Annotated in this window: 8 protein-coding genes; 5 read left to right on the top strand and 3 right to left on the bottom strand. The window is 66.8% G+C overall.

Going from position 1 to position 18,591, the window contains the following annotated elements; genetic code table 11:
- Window positions 1-408, bottom strand: a 408-nt coding sequence (locus tag ABZX85_RS02070) for a Scr1 family TA system antitoxin-like transcriptional regulator (RefSeq protein WP_355861673.1), incomplete at its 3' end; no start/stop codon positions are given.
- 186 nt (window positions 409-594) lie between these two features.
- Between ABZX85_RS02070 and ABZX85_RS02065 the strand changes: the two genes are divergently transcribed.
- Window positions 595-1,263, top strand: a complete 669-nt coding sequence (locus tag ABZX85_RS02065; protein WP_355861672.1) for an ATP-binding protein — start codon at window positions 595-597, stop codon at window positions 1,261-1,263.
- Window positions 1,264-1,495: 232 nt separating this feature from the next.
- Window positions 1,496-2,005: a Uma2 family endonuclease gene (locus ABZX85_RS02060; RefSeq protein WP_355861670.1), complete on the top strand. Its 510-nt coding sequence runs from the start codon at window positions 1,496-1,498 to the stop codon at window positions 2,003-2,005.
- 74 nt (window positions 2,006-2,079) lie between these two features.
- Here ABZX85_RS02060 and pglX read toward each other — a convergent pair whose 3' ends face one another.
- Complete coding sequence (pglX, locus tag ABZX85_RS02055) at window positions 2,080-5,781, bottom strand: BREX-2 system adenine-specific DNA-methyltransferase PglX (protein ID WP_355861668.1); 3,702 nt, start codon at window positions 5,779-5,781, stop codon at window positions 2,080-2,082.
- Window positions 5,782-5,830: 49 nt separating this feature from the next.
- Window positions 5,831-10,459: a BREX system serine/threonine kinase PglW gene (pglW, locus tag ABZX85_RS02050; protein ID WP_355861666.1), complete on the bottom strand. Its 4,629-nt coding sequence runs from the start codon at window positions 10,457-10,459 to the stop codon at window positions 5,831-5,833.
- 226 nt (window positions 10,460-10,685) lie between these two features.
- Here pglW and ABZX85_RS02045 point away from each other — a divergent pair, with 226 nt between their 5' ends.
- The 3 genes from ABZX85_RS02045 to ABZX85_RS02035 all read left to right on the top strand — a co-directional run bounded on the left by ABZX85_RS02045 (window position 10,686) and on the right by ABZX85_RS02035 (window position 18,556).
- Window positions 10,686-12,218, top strand: coding sequence for an HNH endonuclease (locus ABZX85_RS02045; protein WP_355861664.1), 1,533 nt, complete (start codon window positions 10,686-10,688; stop codon window positions 12,216-12,218).
- A 91-nt stretch (window positions 12,219-12,309) separates the two neighbouring features.
- Window positions 12,310-15,372 (top strand): AAA domain-containing protein, encoded by a 3,063-nt coding sequence (locus tag ABZX85_RS02040; RefSeq protein WP_355861662.1) that lies wholly within the window; start codon window positions 12,310-12,312, stop codon window positions 15,370-15,372.
- Window positions 15,373-15,442: 70 nt separating this feature from the next.
- Complete coding sequence (locus ABZX85_RS02035; protein ID WP_355861660.1) at window positions 15,443-18,556, top strand: DEAD/DEAH box helicase; 3,114 nt, start codon at window positions 15,443-15,445, stop codon at window positions 18,554-18,556.
- The last annotated feature ends 35 nt before the right edge of the window (window positions 18,557-18,591 follow it).

The raw sequence follows: 18,591 nt of genomic DNA, 5'->3' as shown, positions 1-18,591 counted from the left end.
CGCTCGGCCGTACTCAGCGGTCTGGAGGAGGCCGGGGATTAGTTGCGCCTCGTATGACCGGATGCTGTCGCAGATGGCCTCCAGCTCGATCTGATCGCGGTACGAGTCACCCAGGACGGAGCTGTACTGGTGCCACCAGCCCTCACGTCGGCGCCTGTTGGCTCGCTGGGCCATGGCGGTGAGGCGGTCGCGAACTTCAGGGTCCTCGATTCGGTACGCGTGCATGAGGGCGGTCAGGTCAGGCGTGCGGACGGGGACGTGTCCGTTCTCCATCCGGCTGATCTTCCCCTTGGTGCAGTCGAGCAACTCCGCAGCTCCCGCCATGGATACGCCTGCGGCCTCGCGGCACTTGCGGAGTTCGTCGCCGAGCTGACGCCCGAGCACGGTGGACGGTTTCACAGTGGGCATGTGCGACTCCTACCAGAGGTGAGGGCTGTTGGGGGTGACGTTTGCTCGAAAGAGTGAAACGAACCCGAAAGGCTCCATGCAATGTTGCGCCAGTTTATATGCTGCGTCATGCTGTGGGGGCCTCACCGGTAACTGGCCCCGCAGCATGGCGACTTGATCATCAGCTATCGACCCTCAGGGGGCGTCATGGCAGAAACCTCGGACCCGAACGAAGTCACCTTCCGCATGTCCCGCGCCAGCCGCACCGTGCCGAGATCCCGAGCCGCCCTGCACGCCGTGCTCGGAGAGTGGGGAGTCAGCCAAGACGTCCTGGAGACGGCGGAGTTGGTGCTTTCGGAGCTGGTCACCAACGCCCTGAGGGTCCGGGTGCCGAGGGACCGGCAGGTCGGTGTCCGGATCGCGCGCTTCCTGGCGGACGGGTTGCTGCGGTTGGAGGTCAGCGACGCGGGTTCGGGCACGCCCGAGGTCCAGAAGCCCGGCAACGAAGAGGTCGGTGGGCGTGGACTGTTGCTCGTGGAGGCGTTGGCCCACCGCTGGGGAGTCGCGGAGCGGGAGGGCGGTATCGGGAAGACGGTCTGGGCTGAGTTGAAGGCGTCGGACATCGTGGCCGAGCCCGAGGGGCGGGAGGTTGCGGCGATCGCGGTGCGGACCGGTCAGTACGTGCGGGTGTGGGGACAGTGGCATGCCGTTCGTGCAGTGCGCATGGAGCCGTTTGCCACCGGCGGACTCGCCGTAGTGCTGGGGTTGGACGACGGCCCGGCGCTACGTGTGCGGGCGGGCGAGCCGTTCATGGTCCGGGATGGTGGTGTGCCTTCCGCTCGGGAGGGGAAGGACGACAGACCGCCGGAGTGTTGATGAGCGCAGGTGGATGGGGGCCGTTCCCGGAGTCATCCAGTCGATCTCTGGAAGTCTCCGTCTCGGCCTCTCCCGTACAGTGAAAACTACGTCGCGTGAGCGTTGTGATGTTCTCCGTGGAGTTCAGCCAGGCAACGAGAGGTGCACTGTGAGTACCCCAGCTCATCCCCCCATTCCCGTGCGCCGAGGACACCTGCGCGAAGCCGCAGAGAGCATCGAGCACGCCACGGGCATGAGTGTTGAGATCATCGGAGGAACACTCTTGATGTCCCCGAGCCCGAGCGGCAAGCACGCCGGGATCATCATCGACCTGCGTGACGCGATTCGTCCCGGCCTCGCGGCCTCGTACGAAGCGTTCGAGAACGTGTCCGTGCCGATGCCGGGTGATTCGGATGACTACGCAACTCCCGACCTGACCATTGGACCCCGTGCGTTCCGGGACGACGACGGCTGGCTTCTGGATGCCGACGCGGTCGAACTGGCCGTAGAGGTTATCTCGCCGAACGAGCGACTGAAGGGGATCAACGAGAAGACCGCCTGGTACGCGGCGGCGGGCGTTTCTCTTCTGCTGCAGATCGACCCCAGGACGGGGACGTGGTCGTTGTTCGGCCGCCCTGGCGAAGATCAGTATCGGAGTGTGGTCCACGGAAAGTACGGGGAGGAAGTGCCGCTGCCTGCTGAACTTGGTGGCGATCTGTCCACGGTCGGCCTCAACTTGTACGGGACACAACCGAGTGGCTGACACTGGTGTGTCCTCCGTGACTCGACGACATCTCCGAGTCACGGAGGACACACCGGATCGATCCAGCCCTTGGCTTACTTTTTCCCAGGCCGCCAGGCCCGCAAGTCGTCGTCGGTCAGGCCGAGTTCACCTTGCTTGGTTGCTCGATACCCTGCGAAGAATGCTGCGGGGGAGCCGCCGTACAGGGCGTCGAACTCGTTGTGCCACTGGGTGAGCCAGGGCTGAAGCTCGAGGAGGCCGGCGAGCAGCGGGGTCATCTGTTCGGTGGACAGCTCGTCATGGTTCGTGAAGTACGTGCTGAGCGCCTGAGCCTGCTCACGGTGGTCCCAGCCTGCCCAGCCGAACAGGTCCGGAGTGCCGGAGATTGGGCCGGTGGAGTAGGAGATGAACCTCTCTTTCGGCACGTCGAGCTTTCCACGGGCGCGCCAGTAAGAGGGCTTGAGGAAGTCGGTCAAGGCATACTTCGGCGGCACGGGGATGGAGTCCCGGATTCTCCGCTTGGAGGGCTCGTCTGGGGCAGCGTCTTCCTGGCGCTGAAGGTTCCAGACGCGTTCCCAATCGGCGCGTTTCTTCAGGCCGATGGGCTTGTAGCGCAATGAAGCCAGGAAGGGTACGTGCTCATCGGTAAGAAGGTCTGCGATGACGGTCGCAACTTCCTTGTGAGGCTCGTACAGCTTGGCGACAGAGGTGAAATCTTCATTGAGTTCGAGTGCGGACGTGAGCTGAGCACGAGTGAGTATGGTTGGCTTATCTTCCTGATACCAGAGCTCATGGGCTTCAACTTGGTCGAGTAGCCATGCGCGCAGTGCCTTCTCCTGGAGGGAATCCCAGCCTTCACTCGCCCAGCGACGTTTGTATTCGGGACGCTCAATCATTCCGATTGCTTTATTCTTTTCGATGATCTCGATTCTTTTTCGAACGGTATTCTTATAGGAATCTGGCCAGTCGTCAGGGATTTGGGTAGTGACCTTGTGACCGTGATGGGAGAACCATTTTGTTGTCAACTCACCCTTCTTTACCTGACGTGCAAGGTGGATCTCGAATGCTCGCTCTCCTGGGGCGAGGTAGGGGATCTCGAGATTATTAGCGAGAGCTTTTTCGGAGTTGAGGTCATAGAGGCTGTATGTATTCCAGTCCAGTTCCTCTTGTAGGGCTACCATTTGTGCGCGTGCATGTTCCCATTTTCTCTTATCCTCGCGCAGGCTGTCTGTGGTTGGTGTCCCTCGGGAGGTGATACTGATTTCCGCGATCTCTTGGGAAAGGGTGTCAATTCTGGCGGCTAGATGTGCAACCGATCCCTTAGGCAAGGGGAGTTCCATCAGGTTGGATCCCGTAAACTCGTAATTCCAAGACCATGCCTGATCAGGCATCCCGCTTGCCGCAGTGGCATTCCCCTTGCAGAAGCTGACCAGCTTGAGCCACGCGCACGCAGTTGAGCTATTGAAGATTCCGAGCAGCTTAAAGTGTTCTTCCTCGCTGGAGTCTTTTGGGAGTTTTACAACTGGAGCGTGACGATTAAATACTTTCCCGCCCCTGTCCAAGGTGAAGTGGTTATGCGTCGAGATGAAGGCAAAGGAAATTGAGAGCGGGGTAGTGTAGGCGGATGCGGTATACTGCATATAATCCCACCACTTGAGGCCCGCGTCGGCCATGTTTCCTTGGAATGTCCGTCGCGACTCCAAAACTCTCTTGAGGGGCCACAGCTCCATTTCGAAGTCGGGCTCATTGATTTCTTCTGCATAAGGGAACCAAATCGCTTCCTTTGGATTTGCTCCCCAATCTCGTACAATCTCTCCGGTCATGAGGGGGCGAAGTGCTCGGCGATCAGCGATTGTGCGGTAATTTCCTCGCAGTGGGCGCATGTACGCCTCATCTGCCCCGGCTCTGATTGCCCGCCCAATTGGCGGTTCGACTACTTGGCCGACTCGGTGATGGAGTGCCTTGGTGAGCTGCTCGAGCATCTCGACCCCGCCGGCAGAGAGAACCCACGGGTGGCGGTTGAAGTACCGATTGCGTTCTAGGTCACTGACAGAGATCCATTTGTTTGGGGCGCCTGGATTGTCTACTTGAGAGGCAATTGAATTCCAGACGGGACCGAGCTTTCCTGCTGGAGGTGTAGCAGATTCTCCCTCGATGCTGCGTACAGTCCTGACTGTCGCTGATCTTTGGTTTCCTGATCTCCTGCGACCGATCAAGATGACAGTAGGGGTGCTATGTCCGGGAATGTAGGCACCGGACGAGTCAATTACTTCCGTCAGTTCGACCTTGTGTGCGAAGTAATCTTCAATCAGCTGCTTTCCGAATTCGCGCTGCATGAAAGAGTTTGCAGTAATTTGACCTACCATTCCGTATGCCCGGCCGTTATTTTTCCCAACTTTTGCGAGCTGGAAGAAGCGCTCCGCGAATGGGATGGTCAAGGCGTACGTGCCTGTGCAGGACTTGTATAGCTCTCGGTATAGTTTGTTGAGGCTCTTATCCTTGACTGTAATGTAAGGAGGATTCCCCACGACTACGTCATACTGCCCCTGCTCCAAAATTCCCGGAAAATTATTCAAGTCCTCCGTAGCATAAGAAAACTCCGCCAGCGGATCCCCCACCTCCTCACCCCCCAACGTCAACTCAAGCTGCCGCTCCTTAATCAACGAATCCCCCACAGCCAAATGAATAGGCCACTCCCACCGCCCAGCCTCCCCCAACGTCCGAACCCCCGCCGCAGCCATAGCCGCCACCAGCAACCGGAACCGAGCGATAGCCACAGCGAACGGATTGATATCCACCCCATGGACGGAGTTCAACGCATCCCGAACCCGCTCATGCACATCCCGCCCAGGCTCCCGATCAGCCCAAAGCTTCACCATCCGCCGAAACGCGCCCAGCACGAAGTGGCCCGACCCGCACGTGGGGTCGATCATCTTCAGCTTGCCGAACTCCCCGCCCATCTCGCGCACGACAGGATTCATGGTGCGGTCGAGGATGAACTCCTCGACGAACTCGGGAGTCTGGAGCAGCGCGTACGTCTTCCGGGCGGCCTCCGACAGGTCCTGGTACAGGTCGCCGAGGAACCGCGTGTCCCACCCCTCGGTCCCGTCCGCGTTCAGCGGATCGGCGAAGTTGTGGACAAGCTCCCCGTCCTCGCGCCGCTCCCGCCAGAACTCGACCAGCGCCCGAGCCCCGTCGTGTGAGACGGGGATTTGGTACAGCGGATTACGGCGAGGGTCGAACAGCAGCTTGCCGGCCTGGCCGGAGCCCAGTTCCGTGAAGGCCCGCTCCAGCCAGCCGCGGTACGTCGGGTCCGGGTCCTCGGCGACGTACTGCTGGTACCGAGCCTCCGCCAGCTCCCGGCGCTCGGTGTCGGGGCCGGTGAGGTAGGGCTCGGGGATGAGGAGGTTGTCCTCGCAGAAGCGGACGAAGACGGTGCCCAGCACCCAGGCGACGGCGACTTGGGTGACGCGTTCGTCGAGCCAGGCGCTCCACGTCGCCCCCGTACGGCCGAGCTTGAACGCCTGGTCGTACTCGGCGCGCAGTCGGCCGGCGACTGATTCGGCGGCTCGGATACGTTCGGCACGCTCGTCCGGCAGTTCGGCCAGGCGTTCCTCCAGCCAGGCGTCCCACTTGACGGCGTCTCCGGGCGCGGCCTTCGGTAGCTTGCCGTACTCCGTGCGCAGGGGTTTGAGGACGGTCTCGCCGTCACGTACCTGCTGGCCGAGGTCGACCTCGAGTGCCTTCACCCGCTTGATCAGGTCGGTCAGCAGCGCTTTGGCCTTGCGGTCGATCACCTGGTCACGTCTCCTGTCGTCATCCACAACCACACGCGCGCTCGGCGCGTCATCCCCGTGGGCCGGCGGCCACACTGTCGTCCGCTGCGGAAAGCCGCGACGGACCCGAAGCTTCTGAGCGGTGGGCGTTGCGTACCCAGAACTCGTTGAGCACGATCCACTCGCCCAACCCTGCCTGGTACGGCACTGCCACCGTACCCAGGCGCGGCGGCCGGGCGGGATCGCTCTGCGGGCACAGCAGCCACAGCGGACGTCCGCCGGACCGGGACCGCTCGGCCAGCCGGTCCAGGACACCCATCGCGTCGTACCGGGCGAGGAACCCGGCGTCGGTCAGGAGCAGCGGAGACCCGGACTCTCCCGGAGCCAGCAGGCCGCTGATCCGGGGTTCGACGAGACCCCATGCCGTCCCCGAGTACTCGGCGAACTTCATCGCCCCCGGCGAACCGGGGATCGCCACGTCCGCCCGCAGCACCGTTTCCCAACTGGGCCTGGGACGCGGGTCGACGAGTTCGTGCAGGGCTTGGACGAACAGCTCGGCCACCGACACCACGACAACCCCGCCCGCGAAGTCGTCGCGTCCGAGTTCGTCGATCGCGTCCCGGGTCCATTCGGTCGGGACGGTCAGGACGCGGAAGCCGTCCCGGCGCGCGGACGCCCTCAGACGGTCCTCGGCCGTGCCCGCCGCCGCGAGGTCGGGGTCGTCGGAGAAGCGGTGTGCGGAGACGGTGCCGGTCGGCTGGCGTCGGCCGTCGGATGAGAGGTAGGCGGACACGCCGCCCTGGCTCCGCGGCAGATAGCGCCGAGTGCCTGTGCTTTTGCGGGTCGACAGCGCCAGGTCGAAGCCGGCGTCCCGCAGAGCCTTCGTCAGGGCGCCCTCCTTCGGCAGGGTCCGGTCGCCGCGCTCGTTCAGCAGTTCGGGGAAGCGGGCTCGTACCCGATCGTGGACGTCGGCCTCCGTCAGCCCCGGCTGTTCGTTCTCCGGCACGCCCGGGATGTACGGCACCAGACCGGCTTGGGTGAGACGCAGCGCGCGGACCAGGGAGAGTTTGCGCGGGTAGATCTCCAGGCGAGGGGTCGCCGCCGCGCGGAGAGAAGCCGCTACCGCTATGTCCACCATCCGCCGGTCGTCCCACTGCACGGTCGTGCTCGGGGGTGGGACGGCGCCCAGCTCGGAGACCACGGTCGCCGTCGTCGGCAGCGTGTCGAGGTCCGCCAGCCTGTCCGCGATACGGCCCAGTCTCTGGGCGTAGTGCAGCAGACCTGGTGCGGAGGGCGTCTCGGGAGAGTCGTCGGCGGCCACCTCCAGCGCCAGCAGCCCCGCCCCCATGCTCTCGTCGTCCGCGTCCCGGTTGGGCGCGTGGCGGAACTCGGCCTCGTCCGGGACGAGTTGCTCGACCTCCACCACCGCCCGTACAGCGGCCAGCGCCAGCGCCCGGCGCTGCTCGCGCTCCTGGAGCAGGGTGCCGCGCCGCACGGTCAGCGCGTCCGCGATCTCGGCGGCTGACGCGACCCGGCCCAGACCGCGCAGGAGCTCCAGGATCTCGGCGCGCAGGGCTCGTACCGCCGCGTGCTTCTTCCAGCGGGTGCGCTGGGTCTTCAGCATCTGGGGGATACGGCCGACGGACAGGTCCAACGCCGTCGCGACGTCCTTCTGCTTCGGCCAGACACCGACCTCGGACGGCACCACGTTCTGCTCGTTGGGCAGGCGCAGCAGCAGCCGTACCATCTCGCACTCGTTGTGGTTCGAGCGGTCCTTGCGCAGCGGCGGGACGAACACCGTGGCGAGCGTGTCGAGGCTGACGCTACGCAGGGCACGCTCCGGCGGCGTGCCGCCGTTCACCGTCACCGCGTCCGCCACCGCGGCCTCCGCCGCCGACAGTTCCTCCTTCGCCGCCTTGCGGCCCTCAGGAGTGAGCGGTGCGGCGGGCTGCTCGGCGAGCTTGAGCCGCCACTGCTTGATGCGGGTCAGGACTTCCTTGCGGGTCTTGGCGCCGAGGCCGGGTGCGTTGACGAGCTGGCGCTGGCTGTGGTCGAGGAGCTGGCCGACCGTGTTGACCCCGAGGCCGTAGACAAAGGACTCGGCGGCCGGACTCAGGCCGGACGAGGAGATGAGCGTGTCGCGGTCGGCCTGAGCCGCCAGGCGCTCGCGCTGCTTCTCGGCGCTGTCCTGCTCCGCCTCGGGGATCTCGGCGTCGGCCTCCGCGGATGCCACTGGGCGTCGGGACGAGGGCTTCGCCGCGTCCATCTCCAGGAAGATCTTCTTCCAGGCGTCCCGCATCGGCTTCAGGTCGGCGAACCGTTGTGCGGCGTCCCGGTGCAGCGCCTTCTGGAAGAAGGCGACCAGACCGTCGCGCACCGCCGGATCGAAGGCGTCGGCGGCGATCCTGGGGTAGGGCTCCTGCTCCGGGGAGGTCTGGCGCGGCGACACTTTGCCGCCACCCCACACCGGGAGTTCACGGGAGGCCATCTCGTGCAGGGTCGCGGCCAGGGCGTACCGCTCGGCGTGCGCGTCGTAGACCGAGCGGTCGGTGAGCGTGCCGATGAACGGGTCGAGATAGCCGTCCGTACCGGCCGCCGTCTCGTTCACCGGGTAGGCCGCGAGTGAGAAGTCGATCAGGACCAGCTCGCGGGTGCGGTTCGGGCGGATGCGGATCGCGATGTTGTCCGGCTTGATGTCGCGGTGCCACACCCCCTCGCCCTCGAGGAAGTCCACCGCGCCGAACAGGTAGTCGCCGTACGCCTCGAGCTGGTCCACGGAGAGGCGGCCGAACTCACGCAACTGCCGGGCGACCGTCTCCTCCCTACGGCGGCGCTTCGTCCCCGTCGCCGACGGGTCGGTGCTCTCCTCGCGCTCGTCGCCGACGTACTCCATGACCAGGACCGTGCGTGACCCGATCGTCAGGGGTTCCGGCTGCACGAGGCGGATCACCCGGGAGTCGGGGCGCAGCTGCCCCAGCACCTCCGCCTCACGGCGCAGCACCCGTTCGCGGCTCTCCGAGGTCGCGACCTTCAGCACCGCCAGGGACTTCGAGAAACGTACGTCGGGGTCCGCGGCCAGATCCCGGACCAGGAAGGCGCGGCTCGTGGAACCCGTACCGAGACGGCGCCTGACCTCCCAGCGACCGGCCAGGACATCACCCGCGACCGCGTCCAAGGGGTCCTTCTCGGGCTCCGCCGGGCGGGGAGCCTCGGCCGACGCGGGTTCCGTCAGTTCGTCCTCGACGACCTCGAGCATCTCCAGGAAGTCCTCCACCGACGACAGCCGGGCGGAGACGTCGTAGGCGGTGGCGGCCTGCACCAGTTCGTCGATGTAGGGGGAGAGGCCGTCCACGACGGAGCTGGGACGCAGCCCCTCGCCCGCTTCGTACTGGGCGACCAGCTCGGCCTGACTCGCGGCCGGCGGCCTGCCGGTGGTCAGGAGGTAGGTAAGGACACCGAGTCCGTACACGTCCAGAGCCACCGGGTCGGGCCGGAGCGCGGTCAGCTCCGGGGCCAGATAGGGATCCGCTCCCTCGGCCAGGTGGGCGCCCGCCCGCGAGAAGGTGGTGGGCGCGAACCGCTCACCGTGTTCGGAGCTGCGCTGGACGGCGACCTGCCAGTCCGAGATCTGCAGGTGAGGATTGGTCCAAGCGTCGGTCTCGCTCTCGCCGTCGCCCTGGCGGGTACGGCCGCGCGGAATGACATGGACCGCGTGGGCCGCCAGCGTGCGGTGGAAGATCCGCCGGCCGTGCGCCGACCGCACGGTCTCGGCGAGCTGCCGTACCAGTGCCATCCGGCTGAGAATGTCCAGTTTCTCGCCGTACTGGACGAGGTACTCGTCCAGGCGCAGAGTCCGCGGATCGAAGTCGAAGAGCAGCGCGGGACCCGCGGAGTGCCCGGACGGGTCGTACTGCTTCAACTGGACGACGCCGGGGTGCCGGAAGTAGCGCAGCACCGCCGCCTCACGCCGCGCCGCGCGCTCCACGGAGGCTCGCAGTTCGGCGTCGGAGCCGCGCTCACGCAGATAGATTCGGACCCGCGCGGCCTCCGGCATCTCACTGTGCCGGGCCAGGTAGTCCGCCCAGGTCGGTCCCGAGTCGAACGCCTTCCGGTTCAGCAGAAACGGGCCGACCTTGTACTCGGCGTCGCTGCGAGCGATGCCGATGCGCTCCAGGGCCGCCTTGATCCGGCGCGAGCGCGGGGCGTCGATCCGGCGGTGGTCGTCCTTCGGAGGCTGCTTGAGCATCTCGACGAGCTGGGGAACCGTGAACACGCCGTTGCGGTCATGGGCGGGAAGCCGGTTGCGCAGCGAGGAGTCGGTGAAGCAGACGGCCTCCGAGACCCATACCCGCTCGCCGTTCTGCTGCAGCAGCGAGGCCAGCTCCTTGCCCTTCTTGTTGGCTAGGTGCAGAGGGTTGCCGTGCGGCACCTGCCGGCCGCCGGGCTGCGTCTGCAGCCAGGTGCCGTTACGGGACTCGACCGAGCCGTGCCAGTCCTTCAGCTCGATCAGGTGAACCCCGCCCGGCGCGATCACCAGCAGGTCGACCTCCCGGACATGGCCGGTGTGCGCGGTGAAGGTGAAGTTCGACCAGGCCCGCCAGGGGTCGTTGTCCGCGAGCTTCTCCCGGATCGCCTCCAGACCCCGGTGCTCATGCTGGAACTCGGATTCGGTGACCGTGATCCACCGGCCGTCCCGCATGTTTCTGTCCCCGCTTCGTGTCGCTCTGTGGTGATCGGTACTGCTCAGGCAGTAAAAGGCAGCCCTCCGATCGTAGCGGGGTGGGGGATGGGGACGAAGAGGAGCGGTGAGGCGAGCGGGCCGGATATGTCAGGGTTGGGGTTTGTTCGTGCGATGCCATTGGGATTTATGCTAATTCCCGGGAGCGGGTAATCGCAGCCGTTGACGATATGAAAATCTGGACACCATGGGGAATGAGAACGACAAGCAGAGTTCTGACGAATCCGTTCAGTGGGTGCTGCAGCCGCGTGGCGGTGCGAGGGTGCGTGGTCTCGAACACTTCGAGCGCTCGGTGGAAGAAGGGATCTCCCTCAAAGGACACCGAGAAGTACTCGGACAGGATGAGGCGGCCCTGAAGAAGATCTTCCCCGGAGGCGTGGCCAAACTCTGGGGAGCCACACCCACTCAGGCGACGGGCCACGTCAAGGCCGTCGCACTGCGCGAACAGAAGGTCGGCGACGAGGTCCTCTTCTACGCGGACAAGATGTTCGTCGCCCGGGCTCGCATCCTGGGTCTGTTCCGTAACCCCGCGCTGGCAGAGTCGGTCTGGGGCGTCGACGAGGACCAGAGGACCTGGGAACACATCATGGCGCTCGGCGATGTGGAACCGTTCAAGGTGGAGGCCGCCCCCATTCTCACAGCGTTGGCGATGACACCACCCCTGCGCAGCCTCACGCTGGTGCGCGCTGCGGAGCGACGCCGTCACCTGCCGCTGCTCGAGAACATGATCGAGGAGTGGCGGGCATCGAAGGGCACCCTCCCGCCGGAGAGCGGTCGGACGACCCGCACCACGGCGAGGCTGAGCCGCGACAAACTCCTCGGCGCACTGGCCGACCTCGACCGTGGCACTCCGGACGCCCGGACCCGCTACGCGCCCCTCATGATGCTGTGGGCCATCGGCCGTCAGACGCGAGGGCTGGACCGGATCGCGTCACGCGATGTGATCGCGGCGGAGGCGGGTCCTCTCCTGGCCGCGTACGGGACGCCTGAAGAAAGCCCGGCACCCGTGGGTGAGCGGATGGCGCTGGAGTACGCATTCCGCAGGCTGCGCGACAACCGGGTGTGGGACGTCGAAGGCGCGGACGAGGGCGTCGAGGGGTCGGGAAACGGAGCGGGGCTGCGGAAGGACGCCGAGGCATTGCTGCGGAAACCACGAGTCCGTGCCGACGCGATCGGGCTGCTGCGGCGCGTCCACTTCCGGGGTGTCGATCAGGACGCGCTCCTGAGCCTGGTCGGTCTCGCTGGGTACGCGAGCGCCAGCGGAGTCGAGGGTGACGAACCCGAAGACCGGCCCGGCGATGACGAATCCCTGGGAAGGACGGGCCGCCGACAGGTGAACACCTCCCGCCCGGACCGGGATCCACGCCTGGCCAAAAGGGTCAAGGAGATCTACGAGAACAGATGCCAGGTGTGCCGGACCCGGGTGGAGCGGCAGTTCTACTTCTACAGCGAGGCCGCGCACATCCAGGGCCTGGGACGACCCCATGAAGGCCCGGACAAGTTGTCCAACCTGCTGTGTTTCTGCCCCAACTGCCACGTCGAGTTCGACGGACTCGCCATCTACATCGACGAGGAGTGGCACGTGAGGTACAGCAGGGACGGAGAGCTGAAGAGCGAGGACAAGCTGTTCCGTGAAGCCGAGCACGCGATAGACGAGGAGTTTCTGGAGTATCACCGGGGTCTGTGCGGCCTCAACTACGACGGTGCGGATTCGGACTGATCCCTGAGTGGGCAGTACGTAGTTCTGGCACGTCGGCGGGTGCGGTCGGATTAACATGCATTACGCATGTAAAGGATCCGGGGGGACACCTATGGCGGAGACCGAGCAGCACTACCCTGCGGGCGAGTTGCTCCGGGCAGCTCAGTTGGAGGTCGCGGCAGAACTGCGCGGCGACGGTGGAAACAACCCGAAGGCGTCCCTGCGCGAGGGCCGCAGGACGCCGGGGACGGGGGAGGGTCACGAGTACACGTTCCAGTGCAAACGCTGGCCCGAAGTCCTGACCGGAAAGCCCTTGCTGATCCGCGCTTCGCGTTCGCGAGGAGGCTGGACGCAGGCGGACGTCACACGGCTCACGGAGAACACGCTCCGCGTCACCACCGAGGCCGACCTGGGATCGCACAACATCCAGGCGCAGCTCAGAGAGGACCAGGCAGCCACCTGGAGGGTCCTCGCGGAACGCCTGGCCACGGTCGGCGAGGAGAACCACCCGGTACGCCTGGAGAGCGCCGGGTGGATGATCGGCCGCGGCGCTCCGAAAGTCGCGCGCGACACGAACCCCGGCCGCTGGGTGGCCGACTGGGCGTCGCTGAAGCTCAATCCGCGTCAGCGCCAGGCCGTGGAGCAGGCCCTTGCCAGTGAGGTCATGTTCCTGTGGGGGCCGCCGGGGACCGGTAAGACGGACGTGGTCGCCCACATCGTCGAGGGCTGCTGCAGGCAGGGACTCACCGTCCTCTTCCTCGCTCCGACGAAGGTCGCCGTCGACCAGGCGCTGGAACGGATCTGCGACCTGCTGGCCAGGGACAGCGGCTTCGATGCCGGTCTGGTCCAGCGGGCCGGAACCATCGACGTCGAGTCGTTGCGCGACCGCTACGGCGACTACGTGGACCCCGAGCGCATCGCCGCCCGCCTCTCCGCGCAACTTCAGAATCTGCTCACGGAGAAGAACGCCGTACTCGCCACCGCCCGGGCGGGCATCGCGCTGTACGACCGGCTGAGGGGTCTGGAGGAGGACCTCGCCACGGCACGTGGCGATTACGAGAAGGCCGGCAAGGCCGTACGAAAGGCGACCCAGGAGCACGGTGAGGCGCAGAGCGCCGCCGGACAACTGGCCCTCCGACTCCAGTCCATGAACCCGCCTACCGGCTGGCGTGCCGAGCAGAAGCAGATCAAACTCGACAACGCTCTCGCGGAGTTCAGAGCGGCTGAGCGGAGAGCGTCCGACGCGGAGACCGTTCAGAAGGCCGCGACAGCCACCCGGGCGGAGGCGCAGGCCACGATCGCCCGGATCACCTCGGAGATCACTCGCCGGGCCACGGGCCTCGTCGGCCTCCCGTCCCGCGCGGACCTGGTGAAACAGGCTGAGGCCCTGCGGAAGGACATCGAAGAGGCCGAGGCGGAACTGCGCCGTGTCACCGACGCGGTGCGCGCGAACTGCCGGGTCCTCGGCACCACCGTCGCCAAAGCCGTCCAGTCCCGTTCACTGCTCAAACGCGTCGACGTCGTGGTGATCGACGAAGCGGCCATGGTCGATCTGCCGTCCGCCTGGTACGTGTCCGGCCTCGCCGGGAAACGTGTGGTCGCGGCCGGAGACTTCCGCCAACTGCCCGCCATCACCAAGGCGGTCGACGACCGAGCCACGGTCCAGGACGACCGTGCCCACGCCCGACGCTGGGCCGCCACCGACCCCTTCCGGGCCGCTGGGCTGGTCGACGGTGCCGGCACCGTCCTCCAGGACCCCCGGCTCGTCGCGCTCGACACCCAGTACCGAATGCGAGCGCCGATCTGCGACCTGGTGAACGCGGTGGCCTACCCCGACGCACCGCTGCGGACCGGCCGGGACGACGTCAGCCGTATCCCCTTCAACACCCTGGTCGACGCGCACGTCCTGCTGATCGACACGTCACAGCACCGTGTTCGTGGCGCCAGCCACAAGAGCAACCCCGTCCACGCGGCGGCCATCCGCGAACTCGTGCGAGGTCTCCAGTACGACGGTGTCCTGCCCGGCCGGAAATGGCAGGACGTCCCGCAGGGTGAACGGGCGACGGACCGCCTCGCGGTGATCACCCCGTACCGCGATCAGGTGACGGCCCTCAGACAGACCCTGACCGAGCGATTCGGCACCGACCACGAGGGTCTCGTCGCCACCGTCCACCGCTTTCAGGGAAGCCAGCGTCCGCTCGTCGTCCTGGACACCGTGGCCGGCGCCAGTGATCTCCTCGGCCGGTTCTACGAAGGCACGGGCCTCGACTCGCAGACGTGCCGGCTCCTGAACGTCGCCCTGAGCCGGGCCCAGGACCACCTGGTCGTGATCGCCGACGTGGAGTTCCTGCGCCGGAAACTCTCCCCGCACAGCGAGGCCCGGGTGATGCTCGACCATGTCGAGGCACACGCCCAGACCCTCTCCGTCGACCAGCTGATCCCCATCCGTAGCGCGGCCGACCTCGCGAGGCTCCCGGCGGAGGAACTGACCCGCCCGGCCTTCTTCCCGGCCGACCAGGTCGATCACGCCGTGCGCTGGGACATCGAACGGGCCCGGACCCGTATCGACATCTACACCTTCCTGCTGACACAGGCCCGGGTACGCCGGTGGGAGTCGCTCTTCGCGGAGCGGGTCGCGGCCGGGGTCGAGGTCGTGATCCACACGCGCTCACCGGAGGAGCAGCAGGAAGGCAAGGCGGAAGAACGGCAGCGGGCGCTCGTCGAGCACCTCAGGTCTCTCGGCTGCACGGTCGTCTTCCGGGAACGCATGCACGAGAAGGTCTTCATCGTGGACGGCACCGTCCTGTGGCACGGCTCCCTCAACCTGCTGGCGGGCATGGGCCCGACCGACCTCATGATGCGGCTGGAGGATGCCGAGTCATGTGCTCAGGCACAGAAGGTGATGGACCAGGCCCGCATGGAGAGGCCGGTGTACCGGGGGACGCAGGGAGGGGCCGGCCGTGGTGGTGGCAGGAAGAACCCGGCCAAGGAAGAAGGCGCGCGAGTGGGAGCCGTCGTCTGGGGCCGCCTCTATCTGAATGTCCCTTACGAGCGCAGGAACGAGGCCAAGCAGGAGGTGAACGCCGATTGGGACGGGGACAACAAGCTCTGGTACATCAAGGACGGCAGTGTCCCCCGGGAGGACATCCAGCACTGGCTCCGGCCCAAACGCTGAGCACCGCGAGATCGGGCCCTTCTTCGCGAACGCCCTGCGCCCGGTGATCAAGACCTGCCACAGTCACGATATGAGCGGTACGGACGGAATGACGCAGAGCAGCGAGACCGGTACGGACACGTCCGTACCCGACGTGATGTGGCAGCGCTGGGGCGTCGTGCTGGACGGCCCCTTTCCAGCCCGGTTCTCGGAGCCGGGCTGGAGCTACGCCCAGGAACTCACCCACTGCTGCCCGGCCTGCCAGGGCGAACTGCACGCGCTGCGCAAGCCGTACGAGTCTCAGGGGCGGACGTACAAGTACGTCGCGCTCGTCTGCGCGGCCTGTCCTGCCGCGTTCGCCCTCGCCGACCTCGGAGTGAAGCGCTACGACCAACTGGACGGAGCTGCGTCGGCGCCGACCCCGGTGACCCGGATTCACGTACCTCGACAGCCGCAGCCACCGGCGAAGGACGTACGTGGGCCCGTATGGCCACAGGACCTTCCCGCACCTGAACAGACCGAGCCGAGTGCGCTGTTCTGGCACAAGGTCACCGACCCGGCATGGCGTCCCGCCGAAGCGGCCCTCACGGCAGCTGACGACGCGCGGGTGATCGTTCCGTACGGCGAAGAACACCGGGCACTGCGGACGTGGCTGACAGAGCGGAAGGTGCCGCACCGCGTCAGCCGGTACTGGGGAGAGACCGAACAGGTCGGCACGGTCAACGACTTGGGTGGTCGTACGGATCTGGTCGCCGTGGGCCCGAACGGTGCCGTTCCCGTGGCGGGACCCTGGGCCGCCGCAGCGCGGGACGCCTTCGCCGCTCAGTGGGACTCGCTGGAGGAGCTCCCCGAGGACGGCGCGGTCGGCCATGTCCCGGTCACGGAACTGGTCCCCGCCGAGTGGGCGGCCCTCCTGCCGTACCCGACGTTCAACCCAGCACAGGCGGCAGCCGTCCCCGTCGTCCGGGAGGGAAGCGGGCACCTCGTGGTGGTGGCGCCCACCGGCGCCGGCAAGACCCCGATCGGGATGGTCGCGGCGCTGGATGCCCACAGCCGGGGGCACAAGGCGGCCTGGCTGGTGCCGCAACGATCCCTCACCGACGAACTCGACCGGGAACTGGAGGCGTGGCGGCGGCAGGGATTGCGCGTGGTCCGGTTGACCGGGGAGGCCGCGGTGGACGCCGAACTGATCAGGGAGGCCCACGTCTGGGTGGCCACCACCGAGAAGTTCGAGGCGATCTGCCGTGCCGGGTCGCAGCGGGAGGCACTGGGGGAGGTCGGCTGCCTGGTGGTCGACGAGATCCACCTGCTGGGCGATCCCACTCGAGGAGCGGTGCTGGAGGCGCTGCTCACCCGGGTCCGGGACGACAGCGAGGGGACACGGATCGTGGGGCTCTCCGCCACGGTCGCCAACGCCGACGAGGTCGCCGAGTGGCTGGGGGCCCACCTGGTCCGTACGGCGTGGCGGCCCACCCGGCTGAGCTGGCAGGTACCAGTGCTGCCGCCGGTCGACGAGGCGGACTGGGCGGCGCGGGCTGCCGTACGCACCGAAGCCGCGGTACGGACGGCCCGAGAGGTGACCTCGGACGGAGGGAGTGTTCTGGTCTTCTGCGGGAGCAAGCGTCGGGTGCGGTCGACCGCTCTTGCCTTGGCCGGGGACCGGGGTGTGTCCATCGCCGGTGCGGACGTGGACGACCCCGAGGTCGTGGAGCGGCTGTGCACCAAGGCCGGGGTGCGGCTGCACTACCGGGACTGGCCCTACAAACGGGAGGCCGAGCAGGCGTTCCGTGCCCGTGAGGCGGACGTACTGGTCGCCACCTCGACCGTGGCCGCCGGGGTCAACCTTCCCGCACGGGCCGTCGTCGTCAGCGACACCACCGTTGGCATGGACCGCATCGAGGTGTCGATGGTCCAGCAGATGTTCGGTAGGGCGGGCCGGATCGGCGCGGGAGAGCGCGAGGGCTGGGCGTTCCTCCTCGCCGACCCCGCGGAACGAGCACACTGGCAGGCCCGGCTGGCCGCCGGCTACACCGTGACGTCCCGGTTGGACGAGTGCCTGTCCGATCATCTGCTGGCCGAAGTGGTCCAAGGACGACTGTCCACTCTGGACGACGCGGAGCAGTGGTGGGAGAGCACTTTCGCCGCCCATCAGGGACACGACAGCGTCGAACCGCTTCATGAATCGGCGCGGTCTCTCGTCGAGAACGGCTGCCTGCGGAGCGAGGCGGCCGACGAGGCACGGCTGGAACCCACCCCGCTGGGGCAGTTGACCAGCCGCTTCATGGTCGACGTCACCCTCGCCCACGAACTGGCCGACGCACTGCGGACCATCCAGATCCCCGATGCCCCCCTCGTCGCGGAACAGACGCTCGCCGCAGTTCTGAGTACCCTCCTCCCCACTCTGGAACAGGCACCCTTCACCGACCGCGCCAAGACAGCGCTGCGCCGGGTCCTGAAGGAGGCGGACGGCACAGAGGACGACGACGAGGGCGAACCCGTCGCTGGAGACCTGGCCCGAGCGGTCCTGTGGTTGGCGGCCGAGCACACCCGACTCTTCCGCGGCCGACCCGGCTATGTCCTCGGTATCCCGGTGGACTCCATGACCGGCATCCTGGAGGAAGCCCAGCGCTACCTGGCGTGGCTCGGTGCACAGGGACCTCTGGGAACGGTCCATCCGTGGGTGGCTGTCGTCGCCTCCGACCTGGCCCAGCGCATTCGCTGGCGGACGTTGGGACCCGGCCGGGGTTCGGGCCGGCTGCTGTGGATGTGCGAGCGCATGGCCACCGCACCACTCGCACCCCGGCTCGTTCCGAGGATGTGGCGTGCCGCACGGGAGCGGGGCATCGATGCCCCCGACTGGACCGGTACCGTTCCCCCGGCGGACTGCGCCCTCCCCCTCAATCGCTATCGGGCACTGCTCCAGGAGCGTGCCACGGGCAGTGAGTTGAGCCTTGACGGCGGCGTTGCGCACGTCCTCGCTCCGCCCCGCTCCGCGATCCGGGTGTGGAACGGAGCCGCCACCGCGTTCCAGGTGTCCGACGGCAGGACGGCGGAGATCCTCGTCCCTCACTCCACCACCTTGAGCGGCGAAAGCACCGGCGTCGCCGTCTTCACCTGGGGTGATCGTCTGGCCACGGGCTGGCTCGCGGTGTACACGGCGATCGGTGGCCGACGCTCAAGCACCGAGGGTCACTCCAAGGATTGAACCCCGGCCGCCTCTCCCTCCAAGAGGCGGCCGGG

This window comes from Streptomyces sp. NPDC004539, assembly GCF_040610055.1.
Taxonomy (GTDB): Bacteria; Actinomycetota; Actinomycetes; order Streptomycetales; family Streptomycetaceae; genus Streptomyces.
Note: the sequence above shows the minus strand (reverse complement) of the source record. Positions and strands in the feature narration are given on the sequence as shown.